General features: G+C 61.9%; 21 protein-coding genes and 1 tRNA gene. 18 read left to right on the top strand and 4 right to left on the bottom strand.

Annotated features, from left to right (window positions below):
• The first annotated feature begins 80 nt into the window (after positions 1–80).
• Positions 81–725: a bis(5'-nucleosyl)-tetraphosphatase (symmetrical) YqeK gene (gene yqeK, locus C1722_RS05965; protein WP_102378427.1), complete on the top strand. Its 645-nt coding sequence runs from the start codon at positions 81–83 to the stop codon at positions 723–725.
• Positions 722–1159 carry a ribosome silencing factor gene (gene rsfS, locus C1722_RS05960; RefSeq protein ID WP_244412281.1) on the top strand — a complete coding sequence of 146 codons (438 nt, stop codon included), beginning with the start codon at positions 722–724 and terminating at the stop codon, positions 1157–1159. Before yqeK ends, rsfS begins: the two co-directional genes overlap by 4 nt.
• Before the next feature lie 183 nt (positions 1160–1342).
• Here the strand turns inward: rsfS and C1722_RS05955 are convergent, their stop codons facing one another.
• From C1722_RS05955 to C1722_RS05945, 3 genes are read right to left on the bottom strand one after another with little or no spacing between them, the layout of a single operon-like run.
• Positions 1343–2665 (bottom strand): chloride channel protein, encoded by a 1323-nt coding sequence (locus tag C1722_RS05955; RefSeq protein WP_102378425.1) that lies wholly within the window; start codon positions 2663–2665, stop codon positions 1343–1345.
• An 8-nt stretch (positions 2666–2673) separates the two neighbouring features.
• Positions 2674–3690 carry a P1 family peptidase gene (locus C1722_RS05950; protein ID WP_102378424.1) on the bottom strand — a complete coding sequence of 339 codons (1017 nt, stop codon included), beginning with the start codon at positions 3688–3690 and terminating at the stop codon, positions 2674–2676.
• 36 nt (positions 3691–3726) lie between these two features.
• A complete protein-coding gene (locus C1722_RS05945) occupies positions 3727–4725 on the bottom strand; it encodes a LysR family transcriptional regulator (protein ID WP_102378423.1) in 999 nt (332 codons plus the stop codon).
• A 519-nt stretch (positions 4726–5244) separates the two neighbouring features.
• On the opposite strand from C1722_RS05945, the gene C1722_RS05940 reads away from it, so the two are divergent.
• The 4 genes from C1722_RS05940 to C1722_RS05925 all read left to right on the top strand — a co-directional run bounded on the left by C1722_RS05940 (position 5245) and on the right by C1722_RS05925 (position 9095).
• On the top strand, positions 5245–7425 hold the full coding sequence (locus C1722_RS05940) for a molybdopterin-containing oxidoreductase family protein (protein ID WP_102378422.1): 2181 nt from the start codon (positions 5245–5247) through the stop codon (positions 7423–7425).
• On the top strand, positions 7425–7760 hold the full coding sequence (locus C1722_RS05935; RefSeq protein ID WP_102378421.1) for a 4Fe-4S dicluster domain-containing protein: 336 nt from the start codon (positions 7425–7427) through the stop codon (positions 7758–7760). Before C1722_RS05940 ends, C1722_RS05935 begins: the two co-directional genes overlap by 1 nt.
• Positions 7761–7857: 97 nt before the next feature.
• On the top strand, positions 7858–8559 hold the full coding sequence (locus tag C1722_RS17660; RefSeq protein WP_425319340.1) for an MFS transporter: 702 nt from the start codon (positions 7858–7860) through the stop codon (positions 8557–8559).
• Complete coding sequence (locus C1722_RS05925; protein WP_102378419.1) at positions 8499–9095, top strand: MFS transporter; 597 nt, start codon at positions 8499–8501, stop codon at positions 9093–9095. Before C1722_RS17660 ends, C1722_RS05925 begins: the two co-directional genes overlap by 61 nt.
• A gap of 45 nt (positions 9096–9140) precedes the next feature.
• Here the strand turns inward: C1722_RS05925 and rlmD are convergent, their stop codons facing one another.
• Positions 9141–10460: a 23S rRNA (uracil(1939)-C(5))-methyltransferase RlmD gene (rlmD, locus tag C1722_RS05920; protein ID WP_102378418.1), complete on the bottom strand. Its 1320-nt coding sequence runs from the start codon at positions 10458–10460 to the stop codon at positions 9141–9143.
• 69 nt (positions 10461–10529) lie between these two features.
• On the opposite strand from rlmD, the gene C1722_RS05915 reads away from it, so the two are divergent.
• The 12 genes from C1722_RS05915 (at position 10530) to mreB (C1722_RS05860) (ending at position 20701) form a co-directional block, all read left to right on the top strand.
• Positions 10530–10605 (top strand) — tRNA-Arg (locus tag C1722_RS05915).
• Between the two features lie 254 nt (positions 10606–10859).
• Entirely contained in the window at positions 10860–11393 is a 534-nt protein-coding gene (locus C1722_RS05910) for a peptidylprolyl isomerase (protein ID WP_102378417.1), read from the top strand.
• A gap of 48 nt (positions 11394–11441) precedes the next feature.
• A complete protein-coding gene (locus tag C1722_RS05905; RefSeq protein WP_102378416.1) occupies positions 11442–12806 on the top strand; it encodes a tetratricopeptide repeat protein in 1365 nt (454 codons plus the stop codon).
• 118 nt (positions 12807–12924) lie between these two features.
• Positions 12925–13329, top strand: a complete 405-nt coding sequence (ndk, locus tag C1722_RS05900; RefSeq protein ID WP_102378415.1) for a nucleoside-diphosphate kinase — start codon at positions 12925–12927, stop codon at positions 13327–13329.
• 68 nt (positions 13330–13397) lie between these two features.
• Positions 13398–14435: a 4Fe-4S dicluster domain-containing protein gene (locus tag C1722_RS05895; protein ID WP_102378414.1), complete on the top strand. Its 1038-nt coding sequence runs from the start codon at positions 13398–13400 to the stop codon at positions 14433–14435.
• The gene (locus C1722_RS05890) at positions 14425–15336 is read left to right on the top strand and encodes an FAD/NAD(P)-binding protein (RefSeq protein ID WP_102378413.1); all 912 of its coding nucleotides are present in this window, start codon (positions 14425–14427) and stop codon (positions 15334–15336) included. The genes C1722_RS05895 and C1722_RS05890 overlap by 11 nt, the downstream gene beginning before the upstream one ends.
• 1 nt (position 15337) lies before the next feature.
• Positions 15338–15715: an NADH-quinone oxidoreductase subunit B family protein gene (locus C1722_RS05885; RefSeq protein WP_425319339.1), complete on the top strand. Its 378-nt coding sequence runs from the start codon at positions 15338–15340 to the stop codon at positions 15713–15715.
• Complete coding sequence (locus C1722_RS05880; RefSeq protein WP_244902461.1) at positions 15637–16359, top strand: nickel-dependent hydrogenase large subunit; 723 nt, start codon at positions 15637–15639, stop codon at positions 16357–16359. Before C1722_RS05885 ends, C1722_RS05880 begins: the two co-directional genes overlap by 79 nt.
• 175 nt (positions 16360–16534) lie before the next feature.
• Entirely contained in the window at positions 16535–17590 is a 1056-nt protein-coding gene (gene mreB, locus C1722_RS05875) for a rod shape-determining protein (protein WP_102378410.1), read from the top strand.
• A 110-nt stretch (positions 17591–17700) separates the two neighbouring features.
• Complete coding sequence (locus tag C1722_RS05870) at positions 17701–18159, top strand: hypothetical protein (protein WP_244902460.1); 459 nt, start codon at positions 17701–17703, stop codon at positions 18157–18159.
• Positions 18160–18180: 21 nt separating this feature from the next.
• Positions 18181–19470, top strand: a complete 1290-nt coding sequence (locus C1722_RS05865) for a Ni/Fe hydrogenase subunit alpha (protein WP_102378411.1) — start codon at positions 18181–18183, stop codon at positions 19468–19470.
• Positions 19471–19645: 175 nt separating this feature from the next.
• A complete protein-coding gene (gene mreB, locus C1722_RS05860) occupies positions 19646–20701 on the top strand; it encodes a rod shape-determining protein (protein ID WP_102378410.1) in 1056 nt (351 codons plus the stop codon).
• The last annotated feature ends 4 nt before the right edge of the window (positions 20702–20705 follow it).

Genomic DNA, 20705 nt, shown 5'->3' with positions numbered 1-20705 from the left:
CATGTCGTGAGCCTGCTTGCGGGAATCGCACGATTGCCCGATACTGGGCAGATGCGCGATCGGCGAGGAAGGAGGATCCCGTGGCCGAAGAATCTCTGACCGATGAGTTTTACGAACAGGCGAAAAAGAGCCTGAGGCAGCGCCTTGCCCCCCAGCGGTACGAGCATTCGCTCAGCGTTTCGGACATGGCCGTCCGTCTTGCACGGGCCTATGGCGTCGACGAGAGAAAAGCCCGCCTCGCGGGCCTTCTCCACGATTGGGACAAAGATTATTCCGACGACGACGCGCGCATGCGTGCTCGCGAACTCGGCGTGCAGACGAATCCCGTCGTACTCGAGAGCATGCCGCGTCTTCTGCACGGGCCGACCGCCGCGCTCGATCTCGCACGGGCGTATCCCGAAATCGGCGACGATGTGCTGCAGGCGATCGCCCGTCATACGTCGGCCGAGGTCGGCATGACGGATCTCGACATGGTGGTGTACACCGCCGATGCCATCGAGCCGCTTCGCCCCTTCGACGGCATGGCGGCCGTGCGGGAGCGGATCGGCCAGGTAAGCCTCGAAGAGCTGTTCCTCGCGACGTTTCAGCATGTGATCGCGTTTCTCGTTGAGAAGAAGCGCAGGATGCACCCCGATACCGTAAACGTATGGAATTACTACGTCGAGCGTTCGCGCGACGTGAGGAAAAAACCGCGAAAAGCGGAACAGAAGAAAGGAAGCAAGTGACGCAAACGCCGACCGCAAAAGAGTGCGCGCTCATCGCAGCGCGCGCAGCCGATGAAAAGAAGGCGACCGATATCATGGTCCAGGAGGTCAAAGACCTCATTTCCGTGACCGACTACTTCGTGATCGCAACTGCGGCGAACAGCCGCCAAGTAGAATCGATTATCGATGAGATAGAAGAGCAGGAACGAAAGATCGCTGGCGTGAAGCCCCTACATCGCGAGGGTACAGCCGACGGGTTGTGGGCGCTGCTCGACTACGGCGAGTTCGTCGTACACGTGTTCCAGCCTGAAACGCGCGAATACTACCGCCTCGAAGCGCTCTGGAACGATGCGCCGATCATCGATTTGGCCAAGGAGGCGGGCCTTGTCGATGTGGAATACTCCGAGCGCATCGCCAAGCTGCTCAAAGAGGCTCGTTCCCGCATCGAATCGTAAGACCCCGCTCACCTCGTTGAAGCGAAGTCGGGCGCAGCTTGCGCAAGCTGCGCCCCTTTTTCGTGCTCGGGGCCCGCTCAAGCAAAGCCGATCGGGTGCACGCGTCCGCCCGCGTTGTCGGATCGGCGCTTCGGGGGTCCGACTGGACGCTTGGCGGCTGCAAGGGGATGAGCGCGTCCGGTGCTACGAGGTGCCGGTTTTCCCGACCGGTTTCGCCCCGTCCCCTTCATTGGCCTTCTCGCTCGGTTTCGCAAGGGACCCATCCTCGGGCTGAAGGAACTTCGGCAGGGGGATAGCCGAGCCGATGATGGCCCCCACGAGCATGATGACGACGCCTTTCACGGGGAAGCACAGGAATAGCAGCAGCACCGCCATGAGCGGCTGGCGCATAACGCCGCCGCAGACGGCGGCCGTGCTGGCACAGAGGCAGAACACGGGATCGGCCCCGGTGAGCAGCGCACAGCCGTAGCCGATCGAGATTCCCGAGAAGATGACGGGGAAGAAGTGGCCGCCGCGCCACCCGGTATGGATGCAGAAGGGCGTGGTGAACAGCTTTGCGAACCCGGTCAGCAAAAGCACGATGGCGGGCATCGTCGTCCAGATGCCGGATAGGGTATGGGTCTGGCTTTCGCCCGCGAACATCGTGAACGGCAGCACCATGCCGCACGAGGCGAGCACCATGCCGCCGATGACCGCTTTGATGACCGGGCGATTGCCTAAAAGCGTGCTGAACCCGAGCGAGAAGCGGTCGAACAGGTGGTAGAGCCATCCCCCGGCTGCGCCGACGAGCGTGATGGGAATCAGCCAGACGAGTTCGGTTGTTCCGATGTGTATCTCGGTGAAGCGGGGCAGGCCCATGCCGCCGCCGAACAGGGCGCCGAGCCCCATGAACGCGCCGAGGGCTCCGGCGATGGCGCACAGGTACACGATGATCTTCGAGGTTTTCGGTAACACGAGCGTGTCGTCATCGTCGCCGTTCTCCTCGCAGCTTCCGTAGAGGGGCGCTGCGAATCCGAACAGCGGCGCGGTGAATATGGCGGAGAGCGCCGCCGAGGTGCCGATCGAGGTGAGGTTCTTGAAGTCGGAGCCGAAGCGCTTCATACGGTCGCCGACCCACGTGCATAAGCCTGCGATGGCGCCGGTGAGCCCGGCTTCGGGCCCGATGCTGCCCCCGAACAGGAGCGGTAGAAGCGCCGCAACCGACGAGATGCCGATATCGTCGTACTCGTAGCGCCCGTTCTGCTTCACCTTCTTCATAACCGAGTTCAGCTCTTCGGGATAGGGGCCGAACCTCTTTTGGTACAGGCCGATGACGAGGCCTCCGATCGTGCAGACCACGAGCGGGAAGAACGCGAATCCTATGCGGTCGGGAAGCGTTTTCCAGACGAAGTTCAACCCGATGTTCATAACGAGGAAGAACGCCCATACGAACGCACCGGCGAGGGCGCCGGTGAAGATGACCGCCGCAAGAAAGAGCGTGCGGTTTCTGATCTTATGCGAGTCCATGGCCGTCCTCACGCGATATCGTCGGCAGCGGGCAGGCCGTACGCCGATGCAGCCGAGGTGACGGCTCGGCAGATGGCCTGCTGCATCGCCTCGGTTCCCATGACGGCTACAAGATCGCTCGGGGCGGCGATATCGCCGGAAGCGAACGTGAAGATCGTGTCGCCGTCGTTTGAGGTGTGAACCGGCTTGATGGCGCGCGCGTAGGCGTCATGGCAGGTTGACGAGACTTTGGTCGCCTGCGCCTTGGTCAGGCGCGCATTGGTGACGACGACGCGGATCGTCGTGTTGGCGCAGGGGGGGCCGCCCGGTTCTGCCGGCGACTCCGGCGCTTCCGCCGCCGTTTGAGCGGCGGCCTGAGCCGCCATCGCCTGCGCGGCGAATTCGAATGCCGTAGTCCCGTCCATGACTGATCCATCATCATCGCGGCATCCGGCGATCCAGACCCCATCCTTGTTTCGAACGTTGCCGAGCGCGTTGACCGCTACGAGCGCCGCTACGACGAGGTCGCCGAATCGCATCGCGTTGATGCCGAACCCCGATTTCATAGCGCGTTCGCTCCCGAGGAGCTTGCCGACGGTTGCGCCGGTTCCCGCTCCAACGTTGCCTTCTCCAAACGGCTCGCACGCAAACGCCGCTTCGGCGGCGCGGCGGCCCATGGCTTTGTCGGGGTGACCCGGTTTTCCGATCAGCAGATCGAACAGGCACGCACTGGTAACGATGGGTACCCGTGCGGTTTCGACGGGGAAGCCGACGCCCCGTTCGGCGAGGGCGTCCATAACGCCCGAGCTCGCTTCGAGTCCGAATGCCGAACCGCCCGAAAGGACGACTGCATGCACGGCCTCGACCATGTTCTCTGGTTTGAGCAGATCGGTTTCCCGGGTAGCGGGTCCGCCGCCGCGCACGTCGATGCCGCACACGGCCCCTTCGGGTGCGATGACGACGGTGCATCCGGTTGCGAGTTCGGCATCGGCGGCATGGCCGAAACGAAACGAGGCAAGGTCTTCGAGGCTGGCTTGTTCGAACATGGGGTTCCCTTCGGTTTTCTTTCGGCCTCGATTGTACTACGACTGCGTTGCCCCGCTTGCGGGATGTTCCCCTTCGGGGCGGGGGCGCGCGTCGACGAGGGGGTGTTTGGCGAGATACGGGCTGCATGTTTCCTCGATGCAGGCTTTAAAGCGGTCGATGTAGGCGAGGGTAGCCGCGTCTACCTGCTCGACGGACGAGTAGAGAAACCCGACGGTGAAGGTGGCTGCGTGTCGTATGGGCAGATACAGCGCGTCTTCGGCTCCGGCGCTCAGATAGGCGCTGAAGGCATCGCTGAACGTGACCGCCCGTCCCGATTCGATGTACTCGTTTATCATCGAGAGGTTCGATGCGTGCATGATGACGTTTTCGAACGGATGGCGTACGAACATGCTCTTCAGGATGCTTTCGAGAACGGGTTCGTTGTAGTAGGCGATGGGAAGCCCGGCAACCTCCTCGATCGTATAGCATCGCTTTCGAGGCGAGAGCAGGGCTTTCGTGCCTACGAGCACGATGCTCGATCTGAACAGGGGGACGTAGGCCGCTGCTCGGCTTTCGGCGATGCGGCCGAGGGCCGCATCGGGTACGACGACCATGGCCGCCGTTTCGGGGCTTTGGGTGGGGTCGGCGATGTCCTCGAGTATTTCGGGCATGCTCTTTTCGGCGAGTATGACGTTTCTGAGATCGTATTCGTCAAGCGAATCTCTCATAAGCGTGAACAGTCCTGCTACAAACGGCATAGCTGTCAGCTTGATGGTTTCGCATGAGCGGGATGCTTCGGCGTGCTTGCGCATGGTCTTTTCAAGGGCGGCGTAGTCTTCGACGCATGCGGTGGCGAGAGGTACGAGATCGAACCCCGCCTCGGTCAGGCGAATGCGTTTGCCCGTTCGTTCGAACAGCGCTGTTCCGAGTTCCTTTTCGAGCGACTGTACGGCTTTGCTGAGCCCTTGCTGGGAAACGTAGAGCTGGCGGGCGGCAAGCGAAAATGAGCCGATCCGTGCGACTTCGAGAAAGTAGTGAAGAGATTCGATTCGCATGTGCGCCCCCAAACCCCACCGAACCTTGTGCCATGATAGCAAAATTTCGCGCTGCGTGCGCGGTTCGCCCGAGACGTTGGAGCCCGTGAAACGGTAGCAGGCAGGCGGCGGCCCTCAAGTTGGCAGAAAACGGAAGTTTTTCGTCGTTCTGTGGTCGCTCGAAGAGAAACGTATGCGGAGACGCGTCGATGATCAGGAAAAACGTAACCGTTCGGTCAGGAACGGCCCACCGAGGGCCCGTCGAGAGCGGTTTGCTTCTTTTCGATGACGAAAAACTTCCGTTTTCTGCCACAAGCTTGGGGTTTGCCATTCGGGTAAGGCGGTGGGCCGGATGCCGGCATCGATCCACAACGGAAGGTTGTACGTTGCGAACCGTTCTGTGTTGGACGGGCGGTTTCGAGGATCGTAGGATGAAGGTACCAGATGCATCGGGCGGGGGCTGCCCGATGCGATCCGCACGAACCGAAGAGAAAGGAAGCTTTGAGGCGTACGTAAGACGAGCATGCGAAAGGAGCGGTTATGGGAGTTAAGAAGACCAAGACCATGTGCACGACGTGCCACGCGCGATGCGGGGTGATCGTGTACTCCGACGAGGACAACGAGATCATCAAGGTCGAGGGGAATCCCGACAATCCCAAATCAGCCGGCGTCATATGCGGTGCAGGCATGTCCCAGCGCGAGATACACAACAACACCGAGGGGCGCATCCTCTACCCGATGAAACGCGTCGGCGAGCGCGGATCGGGGGAGTGGGAGCGCATCACGTGGGACGAGGCGCTCGACGCCATCGCCGACAACTGCAAGCGCATCATTGCAGAATACGGCCCCGAGGCCATCATCACCGGGCAGGGCACCGGTCGCACGTCGAACCATTGGCACTGCCGCCTGAACTCGTCGCTCGGGCTCGAGGGCTGGTCGCTCGTGCCGACGCACGTGTGCCTCATGCCCCACATCCTCCCGAACGCCATCAGCCTCGGCATCTACAGCCCCGCAGCGGGGGATCTCGGTAACTCCAAGACCATGGTGCTCTGGGGGCAGAACCCCGCCATGGAGCGCGCCTTCACCAAGATCATGTACGACAACCAGGCAGCCGGTGCGAACCTCATCGTCATCGACACGCGCTACCAGGACATGTCGAAGCACGCCGACCTCGCCATCCAGCCGCGCCCGGGCACCGATGCGGCGCTCGCTCTGGGCATCATGCGCGAGATCATCCGCAACAAGTGGTATGACCAGGAGTGGATCGACAACTGGACCTACGGTTTCGCCGAGCTTGCCGAGCGCGTCGAGGAATGGACGCCCGAGAAGACGGCGGCGGTGTGCGAGATAACACCCGAGGAGGTTATCTCCGCCGCCCGAATGATGGGAACGCAAGGCCCTGTTGGCATGATGATAGGCCTTGGGCCGGGTTGCATGCACTCGAATGCCATCCAGAACGGCCGCGCGCTCGCCTGCTTGCAGGGGCTGCTCGGCTGGATCGACGTGCCGGGCGGCGTGAGCGTGCCGCTTTCGTTCTCGGTCATGCTCGACGACAGGATCACGCTGTGGGACGGCAAAGACCCCGGGCGCCCCGATCTGTTCACGTTCGGCGGCGAGGAGCATCCGCTGTACAAGTCGTTCGGCCGCTCGAACGACCCGCACGCCACCTTCGAGGCCATGATCACCGGCGAACCCCGACCCGTGAAGGCGTTCATCGCCATCGCGAACGACCCGCTTCTGTGCTACGAGAACACGAACCTCACCTACGAGGCCATGACGTCTCCGAACCTCGAATTCATAGCCGTAAAGGATTTCTACTTCTCTCCGACGGCCAAGCTCGCCGATATCGTGCTGCCCTCGGCAGACTGGTCCGAGCGCTGCACGTACGACGAGGAACTCGACGGCAACCTCATCTTGGCGTTCGACCAGGCGGTCGAGGCGCCGGGGGAGTGCTGGGACGATTGGCGCTTCTTCCTCCAATGGGGCAAGCGCATGAGCCCCGAGGATTGGCCGTGGGAAAACGAGAAGGAGATGGTGCTCTGGCGCCTGAGGGAGTTCTACGGCTTCGATGTGACGTGGGACGAGTTCCAGGCGGTTCCCGTGCGATCCACCGAGCCGGGCGGCCAGGCGGGCGAGCCCGTGTTCAAGAAGTACGAAAAGGGCATGCTGCGCCCCGATGGGAGCCCTGGGTTCCCGACGCCTTCCGGGCGCGTCGAGTTCTACTGCGCGACCATGGCGGCGTTCGGCTACGACCCCCTGCCCGATTACACCGAGCCGGCGGAGAGCCCGATCAGCCAGCCCGAGCTCGCGAAGGAGTACCCGCTCACGCTCATCACGGGCCATCGCGTGTACTCGTTCTTCCATTCCGCGTGGACGAACATTCCCTCGCAGCGCAAGCTCTACCCCGATCCGTTCGTACTCGTGCATCCCGACGATGCGCGCGCCTACGGCATCACCGACGGGGAGTGGGTCACCATCTCGTCGCCGCGCGGGCATATCATCTCGAAAGCCGAAGTGACGCGCGAGATCAAGAAGGGCGTTGTCGCGGTGCCGCGCCCCGGATGGCGCGACGAATGCCCCGAGCTCGGGTTGCCCGGCTACGGCTGGGACAAGGCGAACGGCAACATCCTTGTTCCCTCGGTGCCGGCCGAGCCGGGATACGGCGCCACGCCCATGCGTTCGTCTCTGTGCAAGATCGAATCCGGAAGGGGGGATCTGTGATGAAAAGGATCGACGGCGAAGGCATCGCCCTGCTCCTCGACCTCGACGACTGCACCGGCTGCTTCGGGTGCGAATCGGCCTGTCGCGAGACGCATCGCTACCCGTACGACGAAGACTGGATGAAGACCGAGCGACGCGCCCCGTTCCTCGTCGACGGCAAGCTGCGCCAGTACCACCTGGTCGCGCCGGTGCTCGACAAGTGCCGCGCCTGCTACAACGACGATCCGAACCCCCTGTGCGTGACGGGCTGTCCCGCGGGAGCGCTCAAGATAGGCTCGCTCATGGACATGGTGCGCGAAGCCGAAGGACGGCACTGCACCATCTTCACGGCGTAATCGCGTTCGTAGACTGCTTCACCATAAGAACGGAAGCCGCTGTTGCCTGCTGGGCGCGGCGGCTTCCATCCGATAGACGGGCGGCGGCGTCCTGCGGATGGCTGCTGCCATCGTCCGGGTTCGAAATCCCATATCTCAATTCCTCGCACGACGAAGGAAAGGCTTGATTATGGAAGAAACACGAAGCAAACGACCTGCTATGGCCGCCGCGGGGTGCGCGATCATCCTCGCAGTCGGCATCGGATCAACCTCTGTCCTCAACGCGATCGCTCCGTTGCTCATTGAGGGCATGGGGGCTACCGTCACCGATTATTCGTTCGGACCCATGCTCGCAACGATCTTCGCGTTCGTCGGAAGCCTGATCGGTGCGAAATTCATCACGAAGATCGGAGCGCGGCGCTGCCTGCTCATCGGAACGATCTGCGTGTGCGCAGTGCTGTGCCTCATCGCTTCGGCTACGAGCACGGCGCTCTGGTACGTGGCGAACGTCATCAACGGAGTGGTGCTCGCCATTGGCGCGCATGCGGCGGCAGCGGGCGTACTCGCTGAGTTCTACGGGGAGAGGACCCCCACGGTATTCGGTATCGTAGTCGGTGTCATGAGTTTTCTCGTGGCGGGCGAGGTTCTGATCGAATNACGCCCGGCGCCCCTGCCGATACCGACGGCCACGAGGCGGTTGCATCCCCGGACCAACCTGCCGAGACGGTCGAGCCTGCGGGCTTCACGTTGCGCGATGCGATGCGCTCGCCGACCCTCTACCTGTTCTTCCTCGCGATGGTGCTCGCCTCGTTCCCGCTGAACGGGTTTTCGGCGTATGCATCCTATTTCTTCGTGGGAAACGGGCTGTCGGCTTCGCTTGCGGCGACGCTGCTGTCGGTCTTTGCGGTGATCGTTGCGGTCATCAGCCTGGTTTCGGGCAGCGTATCGAAGAAGCTCGGGGCCTCGATCACCTCGATTATCGTGTTCGTCGGATTCGCCGTCGGCGTCGGCATGATGGTGGCCTGGACCGATGGGGGATCGTTGCCCGTAGCGGTGGCAAGCCTTGTTCCCTGTGCGCTCATCGGCCCCGTCCAGATACTTCCCGCGCTGTTCATTCCGCAGCTGTTCGGCATGAAAGACTATACGTCCATCAACGCGTTCGGTATGGGCGGGTTCTACCTCGGAGGCGCGGCGGTGTTCGTTATCGTGGCCGCCGTCATGCAGAATCTCGGCTACAACATGGGGTTCATCGTGCTCGCGGCGTGCGGCATCGCAGCGCTTGTCCTGTTTCTGGCCGCCATCGCCCTTAGCCCCATGAAACGCCTGGCGGCAAACGGGGGGCATCCGAAGCAATAGGTTCGGGTCAAGCGTGTTTGGGCATGGTCCTCTTCGGGCGCCGGCTTATCCCCGGCGCCCGAAGATGCATACTACCTCGGTGTGATAGGTCTGGGGAAACAGGTCTACGGGGCGGACGCTCACGGGTTCGTAGCCGACGGCCTGGAAGCGGGCCACGTCGCGCGCCCAGGTGGCAGGATCGCAGCTCACGTAGGCGACGCGCGTCGGTGCGGCGGCGGCGATGCTTTCCGCAACCCCCTTGGCGAGCCCCGCGCGGGGCGGATCGACCACGAGCGCATCGAGATCGCCGAGCATCGGAAGCTCGCGCGCGCTGTCGCCCCCGATGACCTCGACGTACACGCTGTTGGCATCGGCGTTTCTCCGAAGGTCCCGCACCGACGAGGACGCCGATTCCACGGCGAGCACATCGGCTCCCGCTTTGGCGAGCGGAACGGAGAACGTGCCGCCGCCCGCATACAGATCGGCGACCACGTCGCCGTCCGAAACGCCGAGGCCCTCGAGAACGGCATCGATGAGCTTTTCGGCTTGGGCGGTGTTCACTTGGAAAAACGACGGAGCGCTCGTCCTGAAGCGGTTTCCCGCCATGTCCTCTTCCCAAAACCCCTTGCCGCTGAGCGCTTCGACGCCCTTGACCTTGCGGGTTTTGCCCGGGTCGGCCATGACGCGCACGATGCTCGTGGCCTTGAGCGCGCTTTCGAGGGTGGCGGCAACCGCTTTGCGGGGGAAAGCCCCCGGTTCGGTCCAGAGCGCAATCTCCATATCATGGGTGCGCATGCTGTGGCGGACGCCGACGCGGAAGATGCCGAGATCCTGAGATCGTTGCAGGTAGCCGAGCGCTCCGCGCAGCGCTTTGGGCGCCTTGGCGATGGCGGCGTGGGCGACGGGGCACGATTCGACGGCGACGAGGTCGTGCGAGTCCTCCTTGCGAAAGCCGAGCAAGAAGCGCCCCGCGTCGTTGCGCGCGGTGCCGAGTTCGATCTTGTTGCGGTATCCCATCTCCCGCTTGCTCGGAAGGCAGGCGGATACGAGTTCTTCGGCGGCGTTCCTCTCGAAGCGCGCGGTGCGGACGAGTGCGGAAACCACGTTCGCGCGCTTGGCTTCGAGCTGCGCCGCGTACGCGATGTTCTGCCAGGGGCACCCGCCGCATACCTCGGCATAGGGGCAGGGCGCCTTCGTGCGATCTGGGGAGGGTTCGACGATTTCGACGATGCTGCCCGTGCAGAAGCTCGGTTTCTCGTCTTCGATCGCCACGCGCACCGTATCTCCCGGTACGCCGCCGTGCACGAAGATGGTTTTTCCGTCGGTCCGATGCCCTATGGCATCCTTTCCGTAGCTCAATCGCTCGATGCGAACAGTGTCTTCCATGGGATCCTGTGAATTCTTTCGAAACTTGTTTTTATGATTGGGACATAATAGCGTATAATCTGCTCCCGTGCCCTTGTAGCTCAGGGGATAGAGCGTCTGCCTCCGGAGCAGAAAGCCGCAGGTTCGAATCCTGTCAAGGGCACCACTTTGATTGCGCGAGGCCGGAGCTTGGTTCCGGCCTCTTTTTCTGGTCGTAGCATCGGTTGGCGTACCCGTTCTCGTTTCCCGTGGGTGTGGTTTTGAAGTCGAGATAAAAGGTTTTTGGACAGCGCCTGCACTTACCTGCTAAAATCTCCTTTCGTGTATGTTGAAATCCGTGGTTCCACCATCGGGCTTCCGTCTTGCAATGACGGTATGCGCCCGGTTTGGGGCCGAAGCGATGCGAGAAGGAGCCATACCATGGCGTTATATACTCCCGAGTACCAGCCCTCAGGCGATGAGATCGCCGTTATCAAGACGTCCAAGGGCGATATCCGCGTTCAGCTTGCCGGCAAGGACGCCCCGATCCACGTGGGCAATTTCGTCGAGCTTGCACAGAAGGGTTTTTACGACAACCTGAAGTTTCACCGCTACGTTCCCGGTTTCGTCATCCAGGGCGGCTGCCCCAAGACGCGCGAACTCGATCCCGAACAGGTGAAGGCCGCTGAGGGAAATCCCTTTGCGGGATTGGGCACCGGCAACCCCGGCTACTCGATCAAAGAGGAATTCTCCACCAACCCCAACAACGTCCATGAGGACGGTGCGCTTGCCATGGCGCGGTCCCAGGACCCGAATTCCGCAGGTTCGCAGTTCTACCTGTGCCTCGGGCCCCAACACTCGCTCGATTCGGGCTATACCGTGTTCGGGCAGACCATCGAGGGCAAAGACGTCATCGGGCAGCTGCGCGTTGGCGATGTGATCGAGGGCATCGAGATCGAGAACGCCAACGCCTAAAGGCGGGCTTGCTCGGCGGCTCGAACAAACGACACTCAAAGGAAGCAGATGAACAACGAGATTTTCCAGCAGGCTCGCGCTGCGTACGCTTCGAGGAACTACGAAGCGGCGCTCGGTGCGTATACGCAGTGTTTGCAGGATGTCAGCCACCCGCTGGCTCCGGGGGAGATGGGCCTTCTGTACCACCAGATCGGCAACTGCCTTGTCAAGCTGGATGACTACAACGAGGCGATCCACGCCTACACCCAGGCGACTGCCGATTCGACGTACGACGCGGTCGGCGCGGTCAACTACAACCTGGGCATGGCGTATGCGGCTCTCCATGATTACGAGGATGCCGTCAGGCACTTCGAGATTTCGGTCTCCGATGCGAAGTACGACACCCCCCACAAGGCGTATTCCGCGATGGGCAGCGCGCTTCTGAAGCTCGGGAAATCGGCGGAGGCAGGCGTAGCGTTTCGCCAGGCGGCGCTTGACGAAGGCAACCCCGATCCGACCAAGGCGCTCCTGAACCTCGGCATCTGCTTCATGGCTCTCGATCGTCCCGCCGATGCGGTGACGTCCTACGAGAGCGCTTTGCAGTTCGATATGCCGGCGGCGACGAAGAACAAGCTGTTCGCAAACCTCGGCCAGGCATACGTCGCCTGCGGGCAGATGCAGAAAGCGGTTACCGCATTCGAATCGGCCTTGGCCGACAAGACGTACTTCCTCAGCGATTCGGCAAACGTCGACTACCAGCGCGCGGTCGGATCCGTTGCGAGTGGCACCTCCGAGATGACCGCCATCATGTCGCCGATCGGCGCCGACATGTCGGGTCTCGACGTCCCCGCCGACGGAACCCCGGCCTATCCGGCGGACGACCCGTACGCGTACGGCAATCCGCAGGATGCGTACTACTACAACGAGCCCTACGGTGCCGAAGCGATGCCCGGCTACGCTCCCGACGACCGTTTCTTTAACGCGAGCGACGAAGAGCTCGAGCAGTGGTCGAAGGGCCTTGCGAAGCAGGATCGCAAACGCCGCAACGTCGGCCTCAAGATCCTCGTGGTGTTCATCGCGCTGATCCTGATCGCCCTCGCTGCCGGCGTGTTCCTTTTCACCCAGGGCTATGGGTATCCGAGTCAGGAAACGGTGGTCGCGGAGCTGTTCGCCGATCCCGAGGCTGCGTCCTCGTCGGTATTTGCGAAGGACGTGTCCGAGGACAAGGTCCAATCGATGCTCGCGCAGGTTACCGCAGATCCCAGTGCGACGATCGACGGCATGAACAAGTCGATGAGCGAATCGACGGCTTACGTTACGGCCAAGACGGCCGACGGGGGAGAGGTTCAGTACGAGGTGTCGCTCGTGCGCGACGTCATCGGCTGGAAGGTTTCCAGCGTCGAGCTGTATTTTGCCTCCCAAAACCAGTCATAGCAGGTGACGAGCCGGATTGCCCTGCGCAGCCCGACTCTTCTTGCCCTGATCGCATAGCTGTGCGGCATGCCCTGCGCAGGCCGTATGCGCAAACCAGGTACCATTCGAAAGGAAGAACATGGCAGTACAGAAGACCTACATCATGATCAAGCCCGACGGCGTGAAGAACAAGCACATCGGCGAGATCGTCAACCGCTTCGAGCGTGCGGGCCTTAGCGTCGAGCGCATGGAGCTTGGCATGGTGACCCCCGAGCAGGCGGCAGCCAACTACGCCGAGCACGAGGGCAAGCCGTTCTACAACGGGCTCATCGAGTACATCACCTCGGGTCCCGTCGTCAAGATGATCATCTCGGGCGACGGCGCGGTTGCGAAGTGCCGCACGCTCATGGGCGCCACTAATCCCGCCGATGCTGCCCCCGGCACGATTCGCGGTGATTTCGGCCTCATTATGGACGAGAATGTCATTCATGGTTCCGACTCCCCTGAGTCGGCCGAGCGCGAGATGGGCATATTCTTCGCGTAAAGCCAATCGGACCTGCCAGACGGGACCGTTTATCCATAAACGGGTTTTGAAAGAAGAGGAGCAGGTGCATGCTATATCGTGTTATCGACGCGACAGAGCTTCCCTCACTCGTTCGGGCTTTCATGGATTCGTATGAAGTCGTAGCTCCGGTCAAGCAAGGCCGGGGCTACGTGTTTGATGCGATCGAAAGCCCCGACGAAATAGCACTCGACTACGATACGACGATCGTGTCGCCTAAAAAGTACTTCCTTCCCCCGAAGGAGACGCTATTCGAATTCGACGCGACGGTGAACGAAGTGACCGATTTCGCAGTGGAGATCACGCCGCGGGTCATCTTCGGCGCACATGCGTGCGATATCAATGCGATCAACCGACTCGACCTCGTGTTCAAAGACGGGAAATACCCCGATCCCTACTATACGGCGCGTCGCGAGGCGACGCTCATCGTGGGGATATCCTGCATGCCCAGCGAGCATTGCTTCTGCGATCTGTGGGGAAGCGACGAAGCGCGGTTCGGCTACGATCTGTTTTTACAGGATATCGGCGGAAAATATCTGGTGAGCATTTCGAGCGTCGAGGCCGCTAACATCCTCGAGGCCGCATGCGACCCGCGTGTCGCCACCGATGAAGACCGTATCGAGTTTCGCCACGCCACCCGCAAGCGTCAGGAGAGCTTCAATCGCGAGGTGCCCGACATCCAGGAAGTCGCCATGCTCATGGATGCGTTCCACAAGGATCCCTACTGGGAGGAGCTCGGTGGCAGGTGTTTGGCATGTACGGCGTGCTCGGCGGTGTGCCCCACGTGCTTCTGCTTCGACATTCGCGACACGCTCGACGCGAACGGCAAGACCGGAAAGCGGGAACGCACCTGGGACGCCTGCACGGCTCCCCAATTCGCGCTGGTAGCGGGTGGGCACAACTTCCGCGAGAACGGACGCAACCGCGTGCGGCACCGTATGTACCACAAGCTCAACGGGTTTCTTGCCAACCACGACCGCATGCTCTGCGTGGGATGCGGCCGGTGCGTGAAGGCATGCAAGGCGAACATCAACCCCATCGAAGTACTGAAATTCTTCGAGAGGAAGGGGGCCGAAGATGGCGAATAGCTGTGCGGCGAACACCGTGCACGTGTCGCCCGTAGCCGATTACACGCGGCCCATGACGGGCGATGAGATGATGGCGGCAAACCCGTACAGGCCCTGGCCTGCGCGCATCACGTCGATCATCGAGATCACGCCCACCGAGAAGCTCTTCGAGTTCCGCCTGATCGACGAGCGGGTCCGCGAGGCGTTTCGCCACGAGCCCGGCCAGTTCGTCGAGGTGAGCATCTTCGGCGTGGGCGAGAGCCCCATCTCCATTTCGGGATCGCCCTCCAAGCAGGGGTTCATCGAGCTGTGCGTGCGTCGCACCGGCGAATTCACCGAGGTGCTCCACAAGATGCAGTGCGGCGATATCGTGGGGCTGCGCGGACCGTTCGGCCGCGGCTTTCCCTTCGAAGAGATGAAGGGCCACGACATCCTCTGCGTTGCGGGGGGTCTCGGGATTGCGCCTCTGCGCTCGCTCATCAACAACATCCACGACGAGCGCAGCGAGTTCGGCAAGGTCACGATCATCTACGGCGCGAAGAATCCCAGCGAGGTGATGTTCCGCAACCAGTTCGAGATGTGGCGCCACCGCAAGGATTTCGACCTGTACCTGACCGTCGACGTGCCCGACGACACGTGGGATGGGGAAGTGGGCCTCGTAACCAAGCCGTTCGAGCACCTCGAGCTCGACGCCACCAACACGTTCGGAGCCATCTGCGGGCCGCCCGTCATGTACCGCTTCGTCATCGACGAGATGCGCAAGAAGGGCATCAGCTACGATCACATCTACGTGAGCTTCGAGCGCCATATGAAGTGCGGCATGGGCAAGTGCGGCCACTGCCAGATCGGGCACCAGTACGTCTGCATCGACGGACCGGTGTTCAACTATTGGGAAGCCAAGAATATCCAGGGGTCGATGTGATATGTGCGCGAACTGTATAGCATGCGACGAGAAACCCATGCCGCCCCGTGTGGTGATCGTGGGTCTGGCCAGCTGCTTCGGCTGCCAACTGCAGATAACCAACGTCGAATCGCATCTGCTCGAGGTGCTCGGGCAGATCGACCTCACCTACTGGCAGCTCGCGTCGAGCGAGCCGATGCCCGACGATTTCGATGTCGCCATCATAGAGGGCGCCGTGACGACCGAGGAATCCGAGGCGCTCGTGCGCGAGCTTCGGTCCAAAGCCAAAGCGGTCGTCGCGATCGNGCCATGGTGCCGTTCGTGCTCAAGACGGTCGATCTGTTCGACTCCTTCGACGTGCCCGACATCGCCACCGAGGGCGATATGCTCGCCATGGTGATGGACGATTACTACCCGATCGAATGCTCCGATACCGCGCGTTTCTTGAAAGCGGGCATCGAGTTCGATGCGAACGACGTCGACGACCATATCGAGGAATACCCCGTACCCCATTCAGGCGCCCTGCTCGCGCGGGTGAAGGACACGGGCGCGCCCTACATGACCGCAGCGCTTGCGCGCATCAACGCTTCGTGGGCGAACCTGAGCTCGCAGGCGAAGGTGGCCGCTGCGAAAGCGGGCTTGCGGCCGCCCGAGAAGAATCCGTTCATGAACAACGTCGCACAGGCCGTCGAACTCGTCGACGCGCTCGATCGGTGCGCGGGGATCTGCCGGGCGCTCGCCTCGGGTGCGGTCGCTGGATCGAGCGAACCCGTCGAATTCGAAGTGAAGGCGGGCCGCGGGGTCGGGTTCACCGAGGCGCCGCGCGGAGCCCTGTTCCACGATCTGACGCTCGATGGTGAGGGAAAGGTCGTCCATGCGTCCATTATGACGCCGACCGCTCAGAACGTGGCGAATCTGGAGGCCGATATGCGCCAGCTCGCGGAAAGGCTCAGCGGCGAGGGTCGGCCCGAGGACTCGATTCGGCTCGAGATCGAAAAGCTCGTGCGGGCGTACGATCCGTGCCTGTCGTGCAGCGTGCACTGAGCGACTGCCCGAAGTCTTGGAATTGCGGGGTCTTTGCCCAGATGGGCAGAGACCCCGTTTGCGTTCGCGCGATTCAATCGCAGCATGTACCACCTGTGGATTTTGGCACAGTCCATTTTGCCCTGTGCTAAAATGCAGGTTCGCATGTTTAATGATGATAAAGGGGTTAGCCTTTATGTCCATTTTCGATATGTTTTCGGGATTCGGGGGCCAGATGTCGTCCGACATGGCCATCGACCTCGGGACTGCCAATACGCTTGTCGCCATCAAGGGCGAGGGTATCGTTATCAACGAGCCCTCGGTTGTCGCTATCGAGAAGAGCACGCATCGCGTTTTGGCGGTCGGCCACGAGGCGAAGAACATGATCAACCATACGCCCGACGCGTTTTCGGCGGAGCATCCGCTGCGTGACGGCGTCATCGCCGATTACGATGTGACCGAGGCGATGCTCTCGGCGTTCATCAGCAAGGCATCGGTGCGCAAGTACCCCTGGCAGGCCAAACCCCGTATCGTCATCTGCATTCCCTGCGGCGCAACCTCGGTCGAGAAGCGCGCCGTGTTCGAGGCGGCCATCCAGGCCGGCGCCCGTCAGGCGTACCTCATCGAAGAGCCCATGGCGGCTGCGATGGGCGCCGACCTTCCGGTTACCGAGCCTACAGGCTCGATGGTCGTCGACATCGGCGGCGGCACCACCGAAGTGGCCGTTATCTCGCTCGGCGGCATTGTCACGTCGTCTTCGCTGCGCTTGGCCGGCAACCGTATGGACGAGGCCATTGCCGTTCATCTGCGCGATCTTCTGGGCATCAAGATCGGCGAGCGTACCGCGGAGGTCATCAAGATCAAAATCGGATCGATCCTGCCTTTCGAGGACGGCCGCGAGCGCGATATGATCATCTCGGGCCAGGATGTGGTCACCGAGCAACCCAAAGAAGTTACGATCCAATCGGAGGATGTGCGCGCCGCACTGCAGGCGCCCATCGACGAGATGGTCGTGCACATAAAGGAAACGTTCAAGAAGACCAACCCCGACTTGGCTTCCGACATCATCCAGAACGGCATCCTGCTCACCGGCGGCGGCGGCCTGCTTTCCGGCCTCGATCGCTACCTTACCGACAAGCTCGAGATTCCCGTATGGGTCAGCGAGACTGCGCTTACCAACGTCGTAACCGGATGCCTCAAGGTACTCGAAACCCCGACCGCGCTCAAACAGACCCTTATGCGATCGAAATAAGGCGGTGAGAAGCGCCTCGTGGCCCTCAACCAGCAAAGGAAACCTCTTTCAATCGGCGGCCCTGTGCTGCTGATTGTTCTTTTGGTGCTCTCGCTCGCNGCATTCCCGGCATGGCGGCAGCCGACTACCGGTCACGCCCGACCGAGGTGTACGCGAGCGTTCCCGAGGCATGCGGCTCCATGATCGCGCCGCGCTCGGTGCCGAGCGTCATCGACGTGGAGTACCGCGTGCCGTGCTGCCCGATCGATCCGTTCGAGTTCATCGAAACGCTCACCCGAGCGCTGTACGGCTCGAACGCCACGCAGTCAACGCGCACGATGTGCGGCGATTGCAAGCGCAATGAGACGGGCTGCTTCTACGGCGAAGGCACGATGTGCCTCGGCCTCGTGACGCTTGCCGGATGCGGCGCGCGCTGCGTGAACCTCGGTCGCCCGTGCAACGGCTGCCGCGGCATATCGCCCGATGCCAACCTGGAATCGGCGCGCGAATCGGTCGAGCGCTACGGCGTATCGGTCGAGGCGTTCGACAAGGCCCTTGAGATGTTCAACCAGACGAACCCTCACAGATAAGCGAAGGATTAGGTTTCAGCCATGACGAAAACCTCCATACAGGTCGATCACATCGCCCGCATCGAGGGCCACGGCAACGTGCACGTGGTCATCAAGGACGGCGTTGTCGAGACGGTCGAAATGAACGTCGTCGAGCCTGCGCGCCTGTTCGAGAGCATGGTTCGCGGACGCAGTTACACCGAGGTGTCCTACATCTCCTCGCGGATCTGCGGCATCTGCTCGGCAAGCCATGTGGTCACCGACCTGAAGGCCATCGAGCGCATTTTCGGCGTTCGGCCGACCGACCGCACCCGCGCGTTGCGCGAGCTTTTGATCTACGGATCCTATCTGCAGAACCACGCTACGCACCTCTTCGTGTTCGCTGCCCCCGATTTCGTGGGCCTGCCGAGCGTGTTTCCATTGGCCGAAAGCGATCCGGCGCTGCTCGAGCAGGCGCTTGAGCTCAAGGCGCTCGGCAACGAGCTGTGCACGAAGGTCGGCGGCCGCAGCGTCCATCCGATCACGGCGGTCGTCGGCGGGTTCACCCACGAGATCGAAGCCTCGGAATACCTGGAGCTCGCCGACAAGATGGACGCCATGGTGCCGTTCGTGCTCAAGACGGTCGATCTGTTCGACTCCTTCGACGTGCCCGACATCGCCACCGAGGGCGATATGCTCGCCATGGTGATGGACGATTACTACCCGATCGAATGCTCCGATACCGCGCGTTTCTTGAAAGCGGGCATCGAGTTCGATGCGAACGACGTCGACGACCATATCGAGGAATACCCCGTACCCCATTCAGGCGCCCTGCTCGCGCGGGTGAAGGACACGGGCGCGCCCTACATGACCGCAGCGCTTGCGCGCATCAACGCTTCGTGGGCGAACCTGAGCTCGCAGGCGAAGGTGGCCGCTGCGAAAGCGGGCTTGCGGCCGCCCGAGAAGAATCCGTTCATGAACAACGTCGCACAGGCCGTCGAACTCGTCGACGCGCTCGATCGGTGCGCGGGGATCTGCCGGGCGCTCGCCTCGGGTGCGGTCGCTGGATCGAGCGAACCCGTCGAATTCGAAGTGAAGGCGGGCCGCGGGGTCGGGTTCACCGAGGCGCCGCGCGGAGCCCTGTTCCACGATCTGACGCTCGATGGTGAGGGAAAGGTCGTCCATGCGTCCATTATGACGCCGACCGCTCAGAACGTGGCGAATCTGGAGGCCGATATGCGCCAGCTCGCGGAAAGGCTCAGCGGCGAGGGTCGGCCCGAGGACTCGATTCGGCTCGAGATCGAAAAGCTCGTGCGGGCGTACGATCCGTGCCTGTCGTGCAGCGTGCACTGAGCGACTGCCCGAAGTCTTGGAATTGCGGGGTCTTTGCCCAGATGGGCAGAGACCCCGTTTGCGTTCGCGCGATTCAATCGCAGCATGTACCACCTGTGGATTTTGGCACAGTCCATTTTGCCCTGTGCTAAAATGCAGGTTCGCATGTTTAATGATGATAAAGGGGTTAGCCTTTATGTCCATTTTCGATATGTTTTCGGGATTCGGGGGCCAGATGTCGTCCGACATGGCCATCGACCTCGGGACTGCCAATACGCTTGTCGCCATCAAGGGCGAGGGTATCGTTATCAACGAGCCCTCGGTTGTCGCTATCGAGAAGAGCACGCATCGCGTTTTGGCGGTCGGCCACGAGGCGAAGAACATGATCAACCATACGCCCGACGCGTTTTCGGCGGAGCATCCGCTGCGTGACGGCGTCATCGCCGATTACGATGTGACCGAGGCGATGCTCTCGGCGTTCATCAGCAAGGCATCGGTGCGCAAGTACCCCTGGCAGGCCAAACCCCGTATCGTCATCTGCATTCCCTGCGGCGCAACCTCGGTCGAGAAGCGCGCCGTGTTCGAGGCGGCCATCCAGGCCGGCGCCCGTCAGGCGTACCTCATCGAAGAGCCCATGGCGGCTGCGATGGGCGCCGACCTTCCGGTTACCGAGCCTACAGGCTCGATGGTCGTCGACATCGGCGGCGGCACCACCGAAGTGGCCGTTATCTCGCTCGGCGGCATTGTCACGTCGTCTTCGCTGCGCTTGGCCGGCAACCGTATGGACGAGGCCATTGCCGTTCATCTGCGCGATCTTCTGGGCATCAAGATCGGCGAGCGTACCGCGGAGGTCATCAAGATCAAAATCGGATCGATCCTGCCTTTCGAGGACGGCCGCGAGCGCGATATGATCATCTCGGGCCAGGATGTGGTCACCGAGCAACCCAAAGAAGTTACGATCCAATCGGAGGATGTGCGCGCCGCACTGCAGGCGCCCATCGACGAGATGGTCGTGCACATAAAGGAAACGTTCAAGAAGACCAACCCCGACTTGGCTTCCGACATCATCCAGAACGGCATCCTGCTCACCGGCGGCGGCGGCCTGCTTTCCGGCCTCGATCGCTACCTTACCGACAAGCTCGAGATTCCCGTATGGGTCAGCGAGACTGCGCTTACCAACGTCGTAACCGGATGCCTCAAGGTACTCGAAACCCCGACCGCGCTCAAACAGACCCTTATGCGATCGAAATAAGGCG

This window comes from Raoultibacter timonensis, assembly GCF_900240215.1.
In the GTDB taxonomy this organism is placed as follows: domain Bacteria; phylum Actinomycetota; class Coriobacteriia; order Coriobacteriales; family Eggerthellaceae; genus Raoultibacter; species Raoultibacter timonensis.
Note: the sequence above shows the minus strand (reverse complement) of the source record. Positions and strands in the feature narration are given on the sequence as shown.